Annotated in this window: 11 protein-coding genes and 1 pseudogene; 4 read left to right on the top strand and 8 right to left on the bottom strand. The window is 61.7% G+C overall.

Annotated elements, in window-relative coordinates:
* Position 1: 1 nt before the first annotated feature.
* On the top strand, positions 2 to 925 hold the full coding sequence (locus tag GRAN_RS01990) for a DsbA family protein (protein WP_241654284.1): 924 nt from the start codon (positions 2 to 4) through the stop codon (positions 923 to 925).
* A gap of 362 nt (positions 926 to 1287) precedes the next feature.
* Here the strand turns inward: GRAN_RS01990 and GRAN_RS01985 are convergent, their stop codons facing one another.
* The gene (locus GRAN_RS01985; protein ID WP_161570797.1) at positions 1288 to 3858 is read right to left on the bottom strand and encodes a DUF7948 domain-containing protein; all 2571 of its coding nucleotides are present in this window, start codon (positions 3856 to 3858) and stop codon (positions 1288 to 1290) included.
* 420 nt (positions 3859 to 4278) lie between these two features.
* On the opposite strand from GRAN_RS01985, the gene GRAN_RS01980 reads away from it, so the two are divergent.
* Positions 4279 to 4695: a DUF7948 domain-containing protein gene (locus tag GRAN_RS01980; protein WP_479680600.1), complete on the top strand. Its 417-nt coding sequence runs from the start codon at positions 4279 to 4281 to the stop codon at positions 4693 to 4695.
* 5 nt (positions 4696 to 4700) lie between these two features.
* On the opposite strand, the gene GRAN_RS01975 is transcribed toward GRAN_RS01980, so the two are convergent.
* Both GRAN_RS01975 and GRAN_RS01970 read right to left on the bottom strand, forming a co-directional pair.
* A complete protein-coding gene (locus GRAN_RS01975; RefSeq protein ID WP_128911338.1) occupies positions 4701 to 6674 on the bottom strand; it encodes an alpha-L-arabinofuranosidase C-terminal domain-containing protein in 1974 nt (657 codons plus the stop codon).
* 118 nt (positions 6675 to 6792) lie between these two features.
* Positions 6793 to 7782, bottom strand: coding sequence for a quinone oxidoreductase family protein (locus tag GRAN_RS01970; RefSeq protein WP_128911337.1), 990 nt, complete (start codon positions 7780 to 7782; stop codon positions 6793 to 6795).
* Between the two features lie 118 nt (positions 7783 to 7900).
* On the opposite strand from GRAN_RS01970, the gene GRAN_RS01965 reads away from it, so the two are divergent.
* Positions 7901 to 8548 carry a TetR/AcrR family transcriptional regulator C-terminal domain-containing protein gene (locus tag GRAN_RS01965; protein WP_128911336.1) on the top strand — a complete coding sequence of 216 codons (648 nt, stop codon included), beginning with the start codon at positions 7901 to 7903 and terminating at the stop codon, positions 8546 to 8548.
* A 15-nt stretch (positions 8549 to 8563) separates the two neighbouring features.
* Here GRAN_RS01965 and GRAN_RS01960 read toward each other — a convergent pair whose 3' ends face one another.
* The 3 genes from GRAN_RS01960 to GRAN_RS01950 form a co-directional block, all read right to left on the bottom strand.
* The gene (locus tag GRAN_RS01960; RefSeq protein WP_128911335.1) at positions 8564 to 11311 is read right to left on the bottom strand and encodes a hypothetical protein; all 2748 of its coding nucleotides are present in this window, start codon (positions 11309 to 11311) and stop codon (positions 8564 to 8566) included.
* A gap of 139 nt (positions 11312 to 11450) precedes the next feature.
* Positions 11451 to 12017 carry a hypothetical protein gene (locus GRAN_RS01955; RefSeq protein ID WP_128911334.1) on the bottom strand — a complete coding sequence of 189 codons (567 nt, stop codon included), beginning with the start codon at positions 12015 to 12017 and terminating at the stop codon, positions 11451 to 11453.
* Positions 12018 to 12150: 133 nt separating this feature from the next.
* A complete protein-coding gene (locus tag GRAN_RS01950) occupies positions 12151 to 13458 on the bottom strand; it encodes an NCS2 family permease (RefSeq protein ID WP_128911333.1) in 1308 nt (435 codons plus the stop codon).
* A gap of 206 nt (positions 13459 to 13664) precedes the next feature.
* Between GRAN_RS01950 and GRAN_RS01945 the strand changes: the two are divergent.
* Positions 13665 to 14036, top strand: a pseudogene (locus GRAN_RS01945) (cupin domain-containing protein); the annotation flags it as partial.
* 1 nt (position 14037) lies between these two features.
* Here the strand turns inward: GRAN_RS01945 and GRAN_RS01940 are convergent.
* Together GRAN_RS01940 and GRAN_RS26575 are read right to left on the bottom strand one after the other, a co-directional pair.
* On the bottom strand, positions 14038 to 14733 hold the full coding sequence (locus GRAN_RS01940; protein WP_128911332.1) for a hypothetical protein: 696 nt from the start codon (positions 14731 to 14733) through the stop codon (positions 14038 to 14040).
* A gap of 90 nt (positions 14734 to 14823) precedes the next feature.
* On the bottom strand, positions 14824 to 15843 hold the full coding sequence (locus GRAN_RS26575; protein ID WP_128911331.1) for an alcohol dehydrogenase: 1020 nt from the start codon (positions 15841 to 15843) through the stop codon (positions 14824 to 14826).
* Positions 15844 to 15855 lie beyond the last annotated feature (12 nt).

Raw genomic sequence — 15855 nt, 5'->3', positions numbered from 1 at the left:
ATTGAAGAAGGTTCTTGGTTTTGTTTCGATGATGGTGTTGACGGTGGCCGGGTTTGGCCAGGCTGCGGCTGCTCCTGCTGATCCGTTTCCTCCGATCGATCAGAAGTTCTTTACGGCTACCTCGCCGACCGTCGAGACGGTCAACTCGTTCCTGAAGTCGCTTTGGGGATTCGACTCCAATCGGTTGTTCAAGGTGATGGCTGTTCAGTCGACAGCAGTTGCGGGTGTGAGCAAGGTGACGGTGTTCCTGACGGATGCGGGGCCGAATGCGAAGGTGCAGTCGTTCTCGTTCTTCACGATGCCGGATGGAAAGCATGCTATCGCGGATGGATCGGGAATTATCCCGTTCGGTGCGAAGCCGTTCGCCGAGACGCGCGCGATGCTGGAGCAGAGGGCGAGTGGAGCTTCCCATGGCGCGGCGAGCAAGGATCTGTTGCTGGTCGAGTTTGCCGACATGCAGTGTCCGCATTGCAAGACGGCGCAGGGAACGATGAAACAGATTGCACAGGACTTTCCGAATGCGCGGATCGTTTACCAGAGCTTTCCGCTGGTGAATATTCATCCTTCGGCGTTCGAGGCGGCAGCTTACGGCGTCTGTGTGCAGAAGCAGAAGAACGATGCGTTCTTTCCGTTTGTCGACGACGTCTTCGAGCACCAGGAGGCGCTGACTCCTGAGCGGACGGACGAGATTCTCAAAGGCGCGGTGACGAAGGCTGGACTCGATCCGGCGGCGATTGCGGCTTGTTCGACGACTCCGGCGACGAAGGCTGCTGTCGATGCTTCGGTGAAGCTGGCGGAGGATGCTGGTGTGGATCAGACTCCGATGCTTGCGGTGAATGGGCATCTGCTGCCGATGACGGAGATCCCATACGAGACGCTGAAGAAGATGATCGCTTACCAGGCGCAGGCGGATGGGGTGAAGTAAAGGGGGTACCCCCCCCTCCCCATAGCCCGGGTGTAAGTCTTTTGCTTTGAGCGCCTTACAGGGATGATCCGCCTGTAAATGATTCATACGCAAGGGGTTACGGCTAAAAATTAGCAAATAAAGGACTTAGGGCCGAGATGTCAAGGATATGAACACGCAGAGCCCTGAAGCTCTGCTTTTTTACTGATGACTTAATTGTAGGGTGTTCACCATAACTCATCGGATATCGTTATCTTGTTCATTTTGTGTGGGTTAGGTGCTTCCGGCACTTGACATGCGTTTTTGCCTTTGTTTTCGCACCTTTTTCGCGGAATTTATTTTCAGCCGGGGCTCAAGAGGAAAAAGCGTCCGTGAGAGGCTCTCTATTGCAAACCGGTTGCCTTCACTTCCACGCTGCCGCTGTCATCTCCGATTGAGACTACAACGTCAACAGGACTCGCCGCACTCCCGAATACACCACCCGTTCCAACCGCGGTCAGCTTGTAGGCAGGAGTCCCACATGTCGTCTGCACCCCGGGTTGGGGAGCCACTGGTCCAAGGAATAGCAGGAGCCGGACTCCATTCACGGTGCCCGAGAAGAGATACCCCAAGGGGTTCTTCACCAGGGCCCCGGCCGGTACGGTCATGGTTTGAGTACCGATCGTAAGGATGAGGGGCTCCGTCTCTGGCTGGAGTGGACTTGCAGAGCCCAAGGTGAACCCTGCCTCGAGTGCAAACCCCTGAGTCTTGTCAGGGCTCGTCACAAGCTGCAGCCTGGGGGTAAAGCTGCAAAACGGCTCTCCAAAGCTGAACTTTGTAATAAAGGCTTCATAGCCCGTTTCCTGACCGGAGGGCTGGACAGCCTGAGGCGTGATCGGGTAGTCGATGCCAATCGCAATACCGGCAATCGTCACGCCGCCTACCTTATCGAGCGCAACGGAGTAGCCAACAGCATAGGAGTCTTGTGCTCCTTCGCCGTTACCGATAAACGTTGAGTACAGCACCTTGGTTCCTGACGGGTCGAGCTTCGTCAGAAAGACGAAGGAGTCTTCCTCCGGATTCGGGTCCAAAAACGATGTCTGGTAGGCATCAGGCGTTGCCGGGAAGAGTGCGTCATCCGTCTCGCCAGTGACATATGCATCTCCTGCCGCATCGATGGCAATAGCGTACCCCGTGGAGAAGGTGGATAATTCCCCGAAAACGTCATCGTATGCGGATTGTCCTAGGAATGCGGCGTAGTTCAGCGCCGAACCCGCGGGATTCAGCTTGATGACAACGGCGTTCTCACAGGTTCCCGTGTCACATAGCATTTCGGGAAGTCCGGGATAGGATGGCGCGCCCTTGGCGGCAACCTGGCCCACCATGTAGGCGTTCCCTGCTCCATTGACGGCTAACCCGAAGACCTGGAACTCGCGAAGCAGCGTGTAGTAGACCAGTTTCGAGGCTGTCGCGTTTACCTTCGCGAGGAAATACTGACCCGTGTTCGAAAACGCTCCCGCCGTTGTGGGATAGGGATTCAGGTCCGTCGCCCCTGTTGTTACGCCAAGGACGTAAGCATTATTGGCGGAATCGAGAGCGATGGCATTGACGCTCGCTCCATCATTTCCAAGATAAGTAGAGTAGGTGAGCGCGGAGCCAGTAGGGTTCAGCCTGGCGACGAACGTACTGTCCCGCGATCCAATGATGTGTGGATTGTCGGCGGGCGGCAGAGGCTGAAAGACACCGTGCGTCACGGGGAAATCGTTCGAAGTTGTGTCCCCTGCCAGGTAAGCATTGCCTTGCCCGTCTATTGCCATGACGTGAACACTCGTTTGTCCGGAGGGATCCGTCGGGCCGTTGAGATACGTCGCGTAGAGAAGCGCCGTTCCCGCCTGGTTGAGCTTCGCAACGAATGCTGCCCCTTGCCCAGCGTATGTGCGCTGGAAGGCTCCCGGGGTTGTGGGCAGACCAGGCCCAGCTGAGCCCGCGATATATAGATTTTCCGCCGCGTCCACAGCGAGGGCGTTGCCTTCCGCTACGCCTTCGGCACCAACTTCCGTGGAGTACAAGAGCGCCGAACCGGATGGGTTGAATTTATCGATGAAAAAAACCGTACTCGTCTCGTCGACGGACGTCGCGGATCCGGTGATGTAGGCGTCACCCTTCGCGTCCACTGTCATCGCGCTGAAGCCGATGAATCCGCCTCCGCCAACATAGGTCGAATATTCGAGTGTGGGGTCGATCACAAGCTCTCGCGTGTGGTCGTACGAACCGACATGAAACTTCACGGTCCCCGGCCCGTCCACCACGAACCCACCCTCCACCGCCTGGTGTCTTTGCTCCCCATCGGCTGTGACGACCTGGTAGAGAACGGGCTTGTGGAGCAAAACCGTGCCTGCGTCGGCACCGAGGACCAGGTCTCCCTTCGCATTTACAGTGAGTTCTTCGACTTTACCTTCCGACAATCCCTTGAATTCCATCCGCACGGTATCGACATCAACCTGCGGTGCCACCAAGAAATCAAATTCAAGCTGGCGATGGTTCCCGTAGTACACCAGGTCGACACCCGGGTACAGCCCTGCATACTTCACTCGCGCGTAGTTCGGGACGCTGGTATGCCAAGCCGAAGGATCGGGACCCGTCAGGTAATTACTGTCCCCCGGCAGCCTCTCGAGGCCGGATATCGTCGAAGCTTCGTTCGCTCCCGGAAAGCTCAGTTGCAAAAGTGTCTTCTTACCGGCATTCTCACCGTTTGTCTCGGTCTTTGGCGATCCCGCAATGCTGAGCTCAGCACCCTTGCGACCCAATTGGATGGAATATCCGCGACCTTTCGCCGTGAAGGCGAATCGCGGATCTGCTTGTCCCTGGTTGGCGGTAAAGCCCATAGCCAGGTCGCCGTATGATCGCATCAAGCGTTGCCGTGTCGCGGCCGTTGTGGCCGGGTTGTCTGCAGCAAGCGCCAGCGCTGTAGACATGAGCACCGAAGTCAAAGCCAAGGTCGATGGTAGAGAAAATTTCATGAGGCCGCCCCAATCAGCGAAAGATAGAGAGACACGCCAGTCCTGGTAAGCGTGCCAGACCAGCAGGTTTCCTGTGCTGATAACGTGCGCAAGTTTACGCATCCTCAGAGCGGTGTCAACCTAAGAAACGAAGAAAGAAAGTGCGTCGGGCGATAGAGGAGTGATGGCGACAAAAGAAGACAGCTTTTACGACCGCGTCGACTCTTTGCCTTGTAGCCGCGAACTCCCAGGAAGCCTTTGCGTGCCGAAGCCTCTCCTTACTTTGCCCTTTGGGCCGGAAGGTGGTCCGGAGGCCGGGGGGGCCGCTCGTCGCAGTGACGTGCCGAACTATCTGGCCGATGCCTCCGCGTTGCCCGATTGATTTAACAGCCTGGGATCCATTCGATCTTCTTCGCCCGGGACAAGGCTGAATTGACCCTTGTCGGCGCGGGGCTTCACCATGGGCGCCGGGACGGTTCCAAGAGAGCCCCTGCTACGGAGAGGACGCCGGAGGCGATCCTCCACATGAGCCTGCTCGGGGCAGCCGAAGGGGTCAAGAACGCCTCCGGGCTGGAGCCTCTTCCGAGCACGAGCAATTCCCTTGTAGGCAACGATCCCTCGAAGTGGCATACGGACGTGCCGAGCTTCGGGAAGGTGGAGTACGCGAGGGTCGACCCGGGTGTGGATCTTCTTCTGTACCAGGGCAATGAGAAGCAGCTCGAGTTCGATTTTGTCGTGCAGCCCGGCGACCACTACTGCGTCCACGAGATCACTGCCAACACCCTCACAGGGGCCACGCGGGATGGGATGTGACGGTCTTATCTCAAGGGTACGTCGATAATCTCGATCGTGAGCGGCGGTACGGTGTGATCCCAGTGGCCGCCCGAGATAGCAGCGGCGGACTTTACCGGGTGGATGGCGTCGGGGGTGTTGATGGTGTTGGTTGCTTCAAACGTTGCGCCATGGAGCGAGATTATTGTGGCTTTCGCCGCGCTCTGAACCCCGGCTAATTTTAAAGAGATCGGCTGACTGACGCTTGAAGCGTTTACCAGCTTCAGGTGCAGTTGCTTTTCCTTCGTGCTTACCGTGGCGGAGTAGAAGAAGCGTGGGTTCGCGCCGGAGATCGAGCTTGCCGCGGTGCCGTCGCCGAGGTGCGCGGCGAAGAGAGACTGGGCCCAGTAGCTGGGGGAGGCGTACGTGGTTCCCGCGTCGAATCCGATGAGGTCGGTGGGCCACTGCATTCCGCCCGGGCTTACGTTGACCAGGAGAGGAGCGTAGCTTGCCATGATGATGAGATCGCTGTTGCGCTCCATGGAGGTCATCCAGGCGGCATCGCCGAGGGCGTCGCCGAAGTTGGGCGTGGGCGAACCAGAGCGCGTGGCCCACTCGCCGACGAAGATTTTGGGGCCGGTGCGAGAGACCTTGTCGTAGTGCTGAGACATATCCATCATGTCGGCGGGCGACTTGTAGTAGTGCTCGTCGGATATATCGGAATGGACCTTTGTTTCGTAGTCGCTATTGCCGTCGGTGGAGATGAGTTTGTACTGAGGGTAACGGGCGTGGAGGGCTTCGGCGAACTGCGCGTAGCGGGCGGTGTAGCTGCCGGACCGGTCGAGGTAGTCCTCGTTGCCGACCTCGATGTAATGGAGGGGGAAGGGAGCGGGATGGCCATCGCGGGCGCGCTCGGCTCCCCAGTGGGTTGATACGTCGCCGGTTACATATTCGACTTCGTCGAGGGCGTCCTGGATGTAGGGCTCCATGTCCTTGCCGGTGGCGATGTGGGTGCCGTGGAGGGAGTATCCGGCGTAGACGGCTAGGACGGGCTCTACGTTGAGGTCTTCACACCACTCGAGGAACTCGAGGAGGCCGAGGCCGTCGGTTGACCAGTAGCCCCAGGGGCCTTCGTGGCCGGGACGATCGACGAGAGGGCCGAGGGTCTTCTTCCAGTCGAAGCGATCTTCGACCTTGTTGCCCTCGAGATAGTTGCCGCCGGGGAGACGGAGGAACTTCGGGTGCATGGCCGCCATGCGCTCCATCAGATCCGGGCGGGTGCCGTTGGGCCGGTCGTGGAACGTCGGCGGCATGAGCGAGATCATCTGGAGCCAGACGGTGCCGGGGTGGCTGACGGTGAACTCGATATGGTTGGCGATAGAGGGGGCAATGGCTGCGGTGGTGAGCTTGTATTCGTAGCGGGCCCATGGTCCGGGCTTGATGGCGACCTGCGCCTGAGCCTGGGTGGTTCCGGTGGCGTTGCTGACGAGGCGAATGGTGATGGGGCCGATGTCGGCGGAGTCGGCGTGGGCGTAGAGGGAGCCGGAGTAGGTGGTGTTGGGACGCAGGCCGTAGCCCCAGTAGCCGGGGTTGGTGAGGCCGGCCTCGTTGCCGGAGGAAGCGGAGGTGACGGCCAGCTTCAGGCTGTAGGGGAGGGCCTTGCTTGGGCCGTCTGTCTTATCGTAGGACCGGGTAGCGGCAGCGGTTCCGCGACGGATGAGGTCCCACGGCGGCGTGCCTTCCCAGGTTTCGTGGAAGGAGCGGTTCTGGATCATCTCGGCGTAGAGGCCGCCGTCGTACGAGTGGTTGATCTCCTCGGTCATGAGGCCGTACAGGGTCGGGCTTACCGGGGAGACGACCCTGGTGGCATCGATATCGAGTTGCGCCGCGCTTCCTGACTGGGAGAGCAGGGCGCGAGGAGCCGCGGCGGCTAGCGCGAGAAGAGCACAGAGGGAAAGGGTGCTCGCGGAGAGCGCCTGGGGCTTCGCTCTCAGGCTATCGGCAGTCTTGGTGCGGGACATGGACCACTCCTGTGTTTCGCGGCGATCCAGCCGGTTGACCGATGTCGAAGGCGCCACTGAATGGCATCAGTGTACACCGCGACGTATTCAACGACTGCCCGCTTCAGGCATGGGCACTCTATGCAGGATCCGGTTCGATGAGTGTGAAGACGATGCGCGGCTTGCCGGTGGCCTTATCCCAGACAGACTCGACCTGCGAGAGCGGCACGGCCTGGGTTGCGATCTTGAGGCCCGCAGGTTCGACGGCTTCGAAAATGTTCTTGATGGACTGCACGAGGCCTTTACGGCTTACGCTTCCGACCCCGCTTCCGATCAACTCGAGTGCCGCTGAGCGCAGGACTGCTCCGGGGAGTTCGATGTTCGGCTCTCCGCTGGCACCGCCAACATGAACGAAGCGGACGGGATTGTCTTCCACTGTTTTCGCGAGGGCGAGGATTGCGGTCTTCGCGCTCTCGCCCCAGAGGTAATCGAGGACGACGTCGATGCCTTTGGAGAAGGTTTGCTTGAGGGCCTCTTCGTACTCCCTTGCTCCGGACGGGTGTTCTGCGTCTAGGGCGAACTTGATTACTTCGTCCGCACCGAGTTGCTTCAGCTCTTCGAGCTCTGTCTCGTTGCGGCCGGTTGCGATAACCTTTGCCGCGCCGAGGTACTTCGCCAACTGCACGGCGACCCTGCCGGCTGTGCCTGTGGCGCCGTTGACGAGCACGGTTTCTCCGGCGGCGAGACGTCCGCGTTCTACGAGTCCTGCCCAGGCGGACATGCCGGGGTTGGCGATGGCTGCGGCGGTGATGTCGTCGAGCGAGTCGGGGATGTCGACGCAGCGCCTCGCATTGATGGGGCAGAACTCGGCGAGCGAGCCGAAGGGCGCTTCGGGCATGGCGAAGTAGACGCGGCGGCCATCCTGCGTGAGCCCTACGCCGTCGGTTCCGGCGATGGCGGGAAAGACGCCGGTGGAGCTGTAGTGAGCGCCCGAGGCGCGTGACCTGGTGAGGTTGCTGAGCGCGGCGGCGCGGACTGAGATGATCTCTTCGCCATCTTTGGCGATGGGGTTGTCGAAGTCCGCGTAGATGGGCGTCTTGCCTGCGGCGGTGACGATGGCTGCTTTCATGGCTAATCTCCTTGTGGCTGCCGTCCGGCGGGGTGCGGGCCGCAGACTCTATTGAACGACGTTAGACATTATCTAACAGCGTTCAATAAAAAGATGTCAAACGCGCTATGCTGGATTCATGAAGATCAATCGCGACATGGTGACGCGGGCGGGATTGAAGCTGCTGAACGAGATCGGGCTGGAGCAACTGACGCTTCGCCGGCTGGGAGTGGAGTTGAATGTTCAGGCTGCGACCATCTACTGGCACTTCAAGAGCAAGGAGGAGCTGCTGGATGAGATGGCGACCACTGTGCTCGCGGAAGGGGCGGCGAATCTGCTGCCACGGCGCAATTCCGCCGACTGGAAGGTGTGGGCGTCGACCTATGGGGATGGCCTGCGGAAGACGTTGATGGCTTATCGCGACGGTGCTCGCATGGTAAGTGGGACGCGGTTGACAACGACTGAGCCGCTGAAGGCGACGGAGACGATTTGCGCTCGGATGGTTGCATCGGGCTTCACGGTTCGGGGGGCGGTGGTTGTGCTGAGCACGATCTATAACTACACGCTGAGCTTCGTGATGGAGGAGCAGGCCGTGTTTCCTACGCCGGGAGAACGGTCACCGTTGTATTCGATCGAGGCGAGAAACGCGCGGCTGGATCCGGCAATCTTTCCGCATCATCGGCAGGCGTCGTCGATACTGTTCGACCGATATGACCGGCGGTACAAGGAGGGGCTCGAGCTTATTCTGAGGGGCGCGGAGTATGAGATATCGCGCGACAGGACGTGACGCAGGGAGGGCCAGTTACGGTGATCTCCAAAGCTGGACGGACAAGAGGGCCGAGAGAGACAAGAGGCCCAGCCATAGCCACCATTGCCGGTTTGCCCAACCTAAACGCGCGATCGCCGGGGCTGCAGCGGTGGATCGGGGGTTGGAGGAGCCTGCGGCCGCCAGGAGCCGCGAGGTGAGCAGCATGGGGTCGAGGCGGTCATCGATGCGGCGTTTCCAGGCGTAGTAGTCCTCGCCGGGCTGGCGCTGCGAGAGGCCTCCGATGCGGATCTGATGCCAAGTCGCCGTGGGGTTGGTGCGGTTGGGGGATTGGGGTGAAATGTGGCGGGCAGCGTTATCGAGGATCCCGCGAAGGCAGTCGAGGTCGGTGGAATCGTTGACGAGCAGGGTGACCCTCTCGAGCGGGACGCGATCGAGAAGCTGGCCCAGTTCCCAGGCGCAGCCTTGGTTCTGAACGGAGAGGCTGGAGAGGTCCATGAGGACGGCGTCGTCGCGATCAAGCATGGCCTGAATGGCCTCGCGCCAGGTGGCATTGGTGCATTGGAAGGCATGGCGCTTGAAGAGCAGGGCAGCGTCCGGGCCGGTCGAGGCCTGTTGGAGCTGCTCTTCAACTTCGGCCCAGTTCTTCGCGAGGATGCGATCGACTTGTCCTTCGCCGACGGCGGTCTGCACGTCGCCCCGCTGGCCGATGGTGTCGAAGCCTTCAAGATGCTCGATGAGCCCGACGCGACGCCACGGGCCGATGAGGGTGACAAGATCGTCGAAGGACGGGCTGCCGAAGACACGAAGCATGACCAGCCTGCGTGGGACGGGGACGGGAAGATCCAGCATGATGCGTGATTTCGCACGCTCCATCCAGACCCAGTGCAGGACGAGGAGGAGAAACGCCGACACGACGAAGTAGGGATGGCGGTGCATCGCCGCGCCGGCCCCGGCTCTGATCCCGACGGTGAACAGGAAGGGTGCCTGGACGAGGATATTGACACGCCACGCGCCGATGAGGAACGCCGGAACGGCGTGGCGTGAGTCGCCCTGGCCGTCCTCCACGGCATCGCTGTTGCGTAGCCCGTAGAGTGCCATGCCGGTCGCTGCGAGGGTGAAGAGAAGGCCGAAGGGCAGAGGCCCAAGAAAGCCGTTTGCCTGATTGAGCCAGGGTGTGTCCCCAAGGGATAGGAAGCCGATGGTGAGAAGCGTGTATGCGCCTACCAGAAGGCCGAGCGACAGCCAGTAGAGACGGCGGAGGCGTGCTCGACGCGTTGTCCAGCGGTTGAGTTGGTCCGCGATGTCTCCCGTGGGATGCGGAAGGTCGTGAGCCGTGGTGAGCTGGTTCGGGATGAGCGGGCTTTGCTGCTGGCAAGGAGCAGCCGTGGCTGGGAGTTCTACGTATTCGGATTCGTCTGGCAGGGCGGAGGGAGCGCCGGCGGCTGCGAGCGCCCGAACGCGTGCCGCGACGATCTCGGAGGAGAGCTGCGCGCCAAACTTCGAGCTCTGCGCCATGCCGATCGCGACGCCGAAGAAGGCAAGAGGGACGATGGCGGCCCAGGGTCCTTCGATCGCTACCGGAAGTGCCGCCAACGCGGAGACCGCGAGTGCTGAGGAGAGCTTTTGGGGCCAGGTCTGCGTTTGAAGAAACTCCGGCGGGAGGTCATAGCTCTGGCGCAGAAGCTTTCGGCGCGCTATTTTCTTTTCCGAGACGAAGCCCACGACGAGCCTTGCCGGGAAGGCTCCAAGCACGGTGAGAGCAGCGGCCTGGGCGTTGTTCTGGTGGTGGAACACGAACAGCGCAACAGCGTCGGCGGCCAGGAAGGCGAGAGAGCAGACGAGGAGAAATCCGGTTCCCGCGGGCTTCATCTCCGGCGCGCTGGGCGTCTCGGCTTCGGTACTCGCTGCCGGGACGGCTGGAGCCGCGTCGAGAGATGAGATTGACGCCTCGGGGTAGTTGTACTCGGGGACCGTCATGCGTCCGACCTGTTTCGTGGTGGGCGGCACGGTGCGCGACTTCAACGCGGCGTCGATGCTTGCCTGCATGGCCTTCCAGATTGCGGGCCGCTGGGTCTGGCAGGCCTCGAGCAACACTTTTACCTTTGCAGCTTCGGCTTTGTACTCAGTGGCGGCGTTGGGAGTGAGGTTGGTGGCCGAGATTCCGCGAAGGGCGGCGCTGTGCTCCATGAGGCGCGAGGCTCGGCGCCAGGGCAAGTTGCTGCCGTCGGCAAGCCAGTCGTGGACGAGGTCCTGGACAGAGATGGGGCGGGAGCGGCGCAGGCGATCTTCGAGGCTGTCTTTCGGCCATGGTCGAGCGGACTCGTTGAAGTGGGCGGCGAGGTGAGTGCCATCGCGCTTGAGGGTGAGGAGGCCGCGCTGCTCGCTGGCGAGGAGGGCGGTGGAGATGGACTGGCGGACGTAGTCCTGGAGGATGACGGGGTGGGCGTCTCCGAGGGGAAAGGCTACGTCGAGGCCCTCGCGCTCGAGAGTTGGGTTCGCGGAGCGGCGGTTGTGCCACCAGACGGTGGGCAGCCCGAGGAAGATGAGCGCGGTGACGACGCGAACTACGAGGACGTGGTCTTGCGAGACCTCGGTGGCGGCGGAGAAGAAGGCTGCTGAGAAGAACATGCCTATCAGGTAGGCGGCCGATTGGTTCCATTCGAAGGCGATACGGTCGCTCAGCGTGAGCGGTGGGAGTGGGGCGAAGAGATCGCAGTGCAGGAGGACAAGCTCACTTGGGGTGGGGTCCTGGGGTGGAGGTTCGGTCGGGTCGTGCGGCATGATTCCTCTGGGCGTTTCTCCGCTGAGTCATGGTCCTGGGCCCGGGAAGGACTGTTTGTCTGGAAACGAATATACCTCCGAACGACCGGCTTGATCGATGGAGGGCGCGCGGTCATTTTCAGGCAGCCCCTGCAAGGGTTCAGGGAGTCTGCCTTCGGCCCACTCGCATGAGAGAAAGAACGAAAAACAGTATCGCTCCAGCCCCCGCTACCACTACGGCCCAGGTCGCGGCCGCGGCGAATCCATAGCCCTGGGCGAGACTTCTCTCCGGGAGACCGATGTGGAGTTTCGTGTTGGCGTCCGGCGCCTGAACGTCCTGAGCGATGGTCACGATGATTCTCTGGGACGATCCGCGTTTGGGCCGATAACGCCGCTCGAGAATTACGTCGTTCCCGCCTGTTCGCTGATCTTCCTTGTAGCTTCCGCTTTGGATCAGCGCGCCGCTTTCATCGATGGTCTTCCAGTCAAGAATCAGCGGGCTCCGGTTGAAGGGCACGAAATAGATTTCGATCTGGTAGTCCTCGTCGAGGTCCGTTCGAAAGCGGGGAGAAGTGTAGGTGCCACGCCGGAGTGGAAGGGGAAGTGATAGCGGCTCGAGGTTGTGCGCGCTCCCCCACCATCCCAAGTAAGCCAGGGGCACCAGGCCCACGAGGATCAATGAGACTGCAAGCGCGGAGGCAATTTTCTGCCACGGCCATCTTTTCAAGCTTTCCCCCCGCTGCCAAGCGCACGTTGCTCTCGACAAGAATTGGAAGGTCTTTGAATCCGGCGCGACTTAGAAGCCCTTCATTGAGAAAGATGCTCGCATAGCTTCTGCATCGGCTTCTGTGAATTTTGTGTCAGCCGTGGGCGAGATAGATGAAGCGGGCGAGGAAGAGGGCGGCGAGGAGGTAGAGCATCCAGTGGGCGCGGGTGGCTTTGCCGCTGAAGATCTCTAACGCGGCGTAGCTGGTGAGGCCGAAGGAGAGGCCGTCGGCGATGGACCAGGTGAGCGGGATGGTGACGAGGGTTAAGAAGGCGGGGATGGCGATGGTGGGCTCGTCCCACTCGATGGTGCCGAGGCCGGTGAGCATGAGGGCTCCGACGAGGATAAGAGCCGGGGCGGTGGCGAAGGTGGGGATGGCTCCGATGAGTGGGGCGACGAAGAGGGAGAGGAAGAAGAGGATGCCGGTGGTGATGGCGGTGACGCCGGTGCGGCCTCCGGCGGCGACTCCGGCGGAGGATTCGACGTAGCTGGTGACGGTGCTTGTGCCGGCGAGGGCCCCGACGACGGTGGCGCTGGCATCGGCGAAGAAGATGCGGTTGAGACGGGGGATGGTGTGGTCGGGGGCCATGAGGCCGGCGCGCTGGGTGACGGCGACGAGGGTTCCGATGTTGTCGAAGAGGTCGACGAAGAGGAAGACGAAGATGATCTCGAAGGCTCCGATGTGGAGAGCTCCGGGGATGTCGAGGTGGAAGGCGGTGGCGCGGATGGCGGTGAGGGAGAAGGGCGTCGGGGCCCAGTGGACCTGGTGGCAGAGGACGCCGAGGAGCATCGTGCCGAGGACGCCGATGAGCATGCTGGCGCGAACTTTGAGGACTTGCAGCGTGGCGATGAGGATGAGGCCGAAGAGGGCGAGGGCGGTGGCGGGGGCGCGGAGGTTGCCGAGGGTGACGGTGGTCGCGGCGCTGGGGACGATGATGCCGGAGTTGCGGAAACCGATGAAGGCGATGAAGAGGCCGATGCCTCCGGCTACCGCGGCGTGGAGCTGGTGGGGGATTGCTCCGAGGAGACGCTGGCGAATGCCGGACCAGGTGAGGCAGAGGAAGATGAAGCCGGAGAGGAAGACGGCTCCGAGGGCGGTGGGCCAGGGGATTCCCATCTTTAAAACGACGGTGTAGGTGAAGTAGGCGTTGAGGCCCATGCCGGGGGCGAGGGCGAGGGGGTAGTTGGCGAGGGCTCCCATGAGGATGGAGCCGAAGGCGGCGCAGAGGCAGGTGGCGGCGGTGACGGCGGCGATGGGCATGCCGGAGAGCGAGAGGATGGAAGGGTTCACGAAGATGACGTAGGCCATCGTGATGAAGGTGGTGATGCCGGCGAGGATCTCGGTGCGCCAGGTGGTGTTGAGTGCGGAGAAGCCGAAGTAGTGTTCGAGACGGGTCCGCATGGGTGGCTGGTCACCTATCCTTGGGGTTGTGATGATTGCTGGATGAAACCAGCATACCCTGAGAGGAAATGATGACTGCTGATGATGTGAAGAAGGCTTTGGGGCTTACGCCGCATCCGCGTGAGGGTGGGTGGTATGTGCGGACCTATGAGGCTTCCGAGATGATTGCCGCCGATGCGTTCTAGGATGGGCGGTATGAGGGGGAGCGGCGGACGGGAACGGCTATCTACTACCTGCTGGAGCCGGATACGTTCAGCGAGATGCATGTGCTGCAGTCCGATGAGGTGTTTCACTTCTACGCGGGCGACGCGGTGGAGCAGGTGCAGTTGTTTCCGGATGGGACGGGGAATCTGGTGGTGATTGGGATGGATCTGGCGGCGGGGGAGAGGCCACAGGTGGTTGTGCCGCGTGGGGTCTGGCAGGGGGCGAAGCTTGTGGATGGGGGGAAGTGGGCCTTGCTCGGGTGTACGGTGAGCCCGGGGTTTGAGTTTGTCGACTACGAGGCAGAGAGCCGAGAGTGGCTGGTGGAGCGTTGGCCGGAGTGGCGAGAGATGATCGGGAAGCTCACGAACGGCTGAGCTACTGGTTGCTTGTGGGTTTTGCGCCTTTGATAAGCCAGATCTCCAATTGCCGCTGGGGGACGCTGATTGCTTTGAAGGAGGTGTACTGGCTGCCGTCTACGGGCTCGGCGGGGATGCCAGCGTCGGTAAGCTTTTTGGAGATCGTCTGGGCTTCTTTGAGGTCTTCGGGGTGGAAGTAGAAGACGGTGTTCTTGTCGGGGCCGTGGTCGGCCACCAACTCGATGCCGGGGGCCAGGATGTTGTTTGCGATGAGGGCGCGCTGAACCAACACGGCGGTGGGACGGTCGTCGTTGTCGCGGATCTGGAGGAAGACCTTATAGGGCAGGTTGTTGACGACGGATGGTGTGTTGGGTGCTTGTTTGGTGTCCTGCTGCTGGACGGTCTCGATGGTCTGGCGGATGGCGGCGGATTCGGCGGGGGTGGAGGCGGTGGCGTAGTTGGCCTGGAGGAGGTCGAGGGCTTCCTGCGGGGCTTCGTTGTGGCGGGAGAGATAGGTGATGTAGCTGCGGGCGAGGGAGCGTTCGGCTTCGGAGGTGCTCCCGAGACTCTTGATGATGGTGGCGACACGGTCGAGTTCGCGCTGCTGCTCGTCGGCGCGATCCTTGGAAAGGGTGTAGGCGAAGATCGCAACCGGAAGCAGCAGGCCGGCGATCCACTCGCGAATTGCTTTTGACTTGCTCTCGCCTTCGGGCATGGCTAAGTCCTTCTTCAATAGTGACTTGACGGTGTCTGTGATTATGGCACAGGAAGGCGTGTCACCTGTCGAAGAAGGATTGCCGACGCATTATTGACCGGTGAGCAGGACCATGCGGAAGCGGGGCGCGCCGCTCATCATGCGGGCGTAGGCTTCGGCGGCGCGGGCGAGGGGCATGGTCTCGATCATGGGGCGAACATCCTGGAGGACGCTGAAGGCGAGCGTGTCTTCCTCGTCGATGGAGGTTCCGACGAGACTTCCGGTAATGGAGCGGGCCCCGAAGACGACGGAGAGCGTGGAGACTTCGATGGGGTCGTCGGCGACTCCGACGATGATGAGTTTGCCGCGAACGCCGAGGCCACCCATGAGCTCGCCCATGGCTTTGCCGCTGGGGGCGGTGCAGAGGATGGCGCGGGCTCCGCCGAGGCGCTGGAGAGCGGCGACAGGGTCTTCTGCTGCGCCGTCGATGTATTCGTGGGCTCCGAGTTCGGCGGCGAGGTTGGCCTTGTCGGCTCCGCGTCCGATGGCGACGGTGTGGAAGCCCATGCGGGAGGCGAATTGGACGCCGAGGTGGCCGAGTCCGCCGATGCCCTGGATGGCGACGAGATCGCCGGAGCGCAGGCCGGCGTTGCGCAGGGCGTTGAAGGTGGTGACGCCGGCGCAGAGGAGCGGTGCGGCTTCGGCTGGGGTCAGCTCTTCGGGAATGATGGCGGCGGCGCGGGCTTCGGCGATGACGACCTCGGCGTATCCGCCGTCGGTGGTGATGCCGGGGATGATGGGGTGGAGGCACTGGGTGGGGTCGCCACGGCGGCATGGCTCGCAGGTGCCGTCCTCGCCGCCGAAGAAGCCGACACCGACGCGCTGGCCGATCTGAAAGCGGGTGACGTTTGGTCCGATGGCGTCGATCCTGCCGACGATCTCGTGGCCGGGAACGCGGGGGTAGGTGAGGCCGGGAAACTGTCCGAGGACGGTGGCGGCGTCGGAGTGGCAGACGCCACAGGCTTCGACGCGGATGCGGACCTGTCCGGGGCCTGGATCGATAAGGGGGCGCTCAACGGCGGTGAACTGACCGGGAGAAGTGACTTCGACTGCCTTATAGGTTGCGGACATGGTGTGTGCTGG

It is taken from the genome of Granulicella sibirica (assembly GCF_004115155.1).
Taxonomy (GTDB): Bacteria; Acidobacteriota; Terriglobia; order Terriglobales; family Acidobacteriaceae; genus Edaphobacter; species Edaphobacter sibiricus.
The sequence above is the reverse complement of the archived record's forward strand: the minus strand, read 5'-3'. Positions and strand labels throughout refer to the sequence as shown.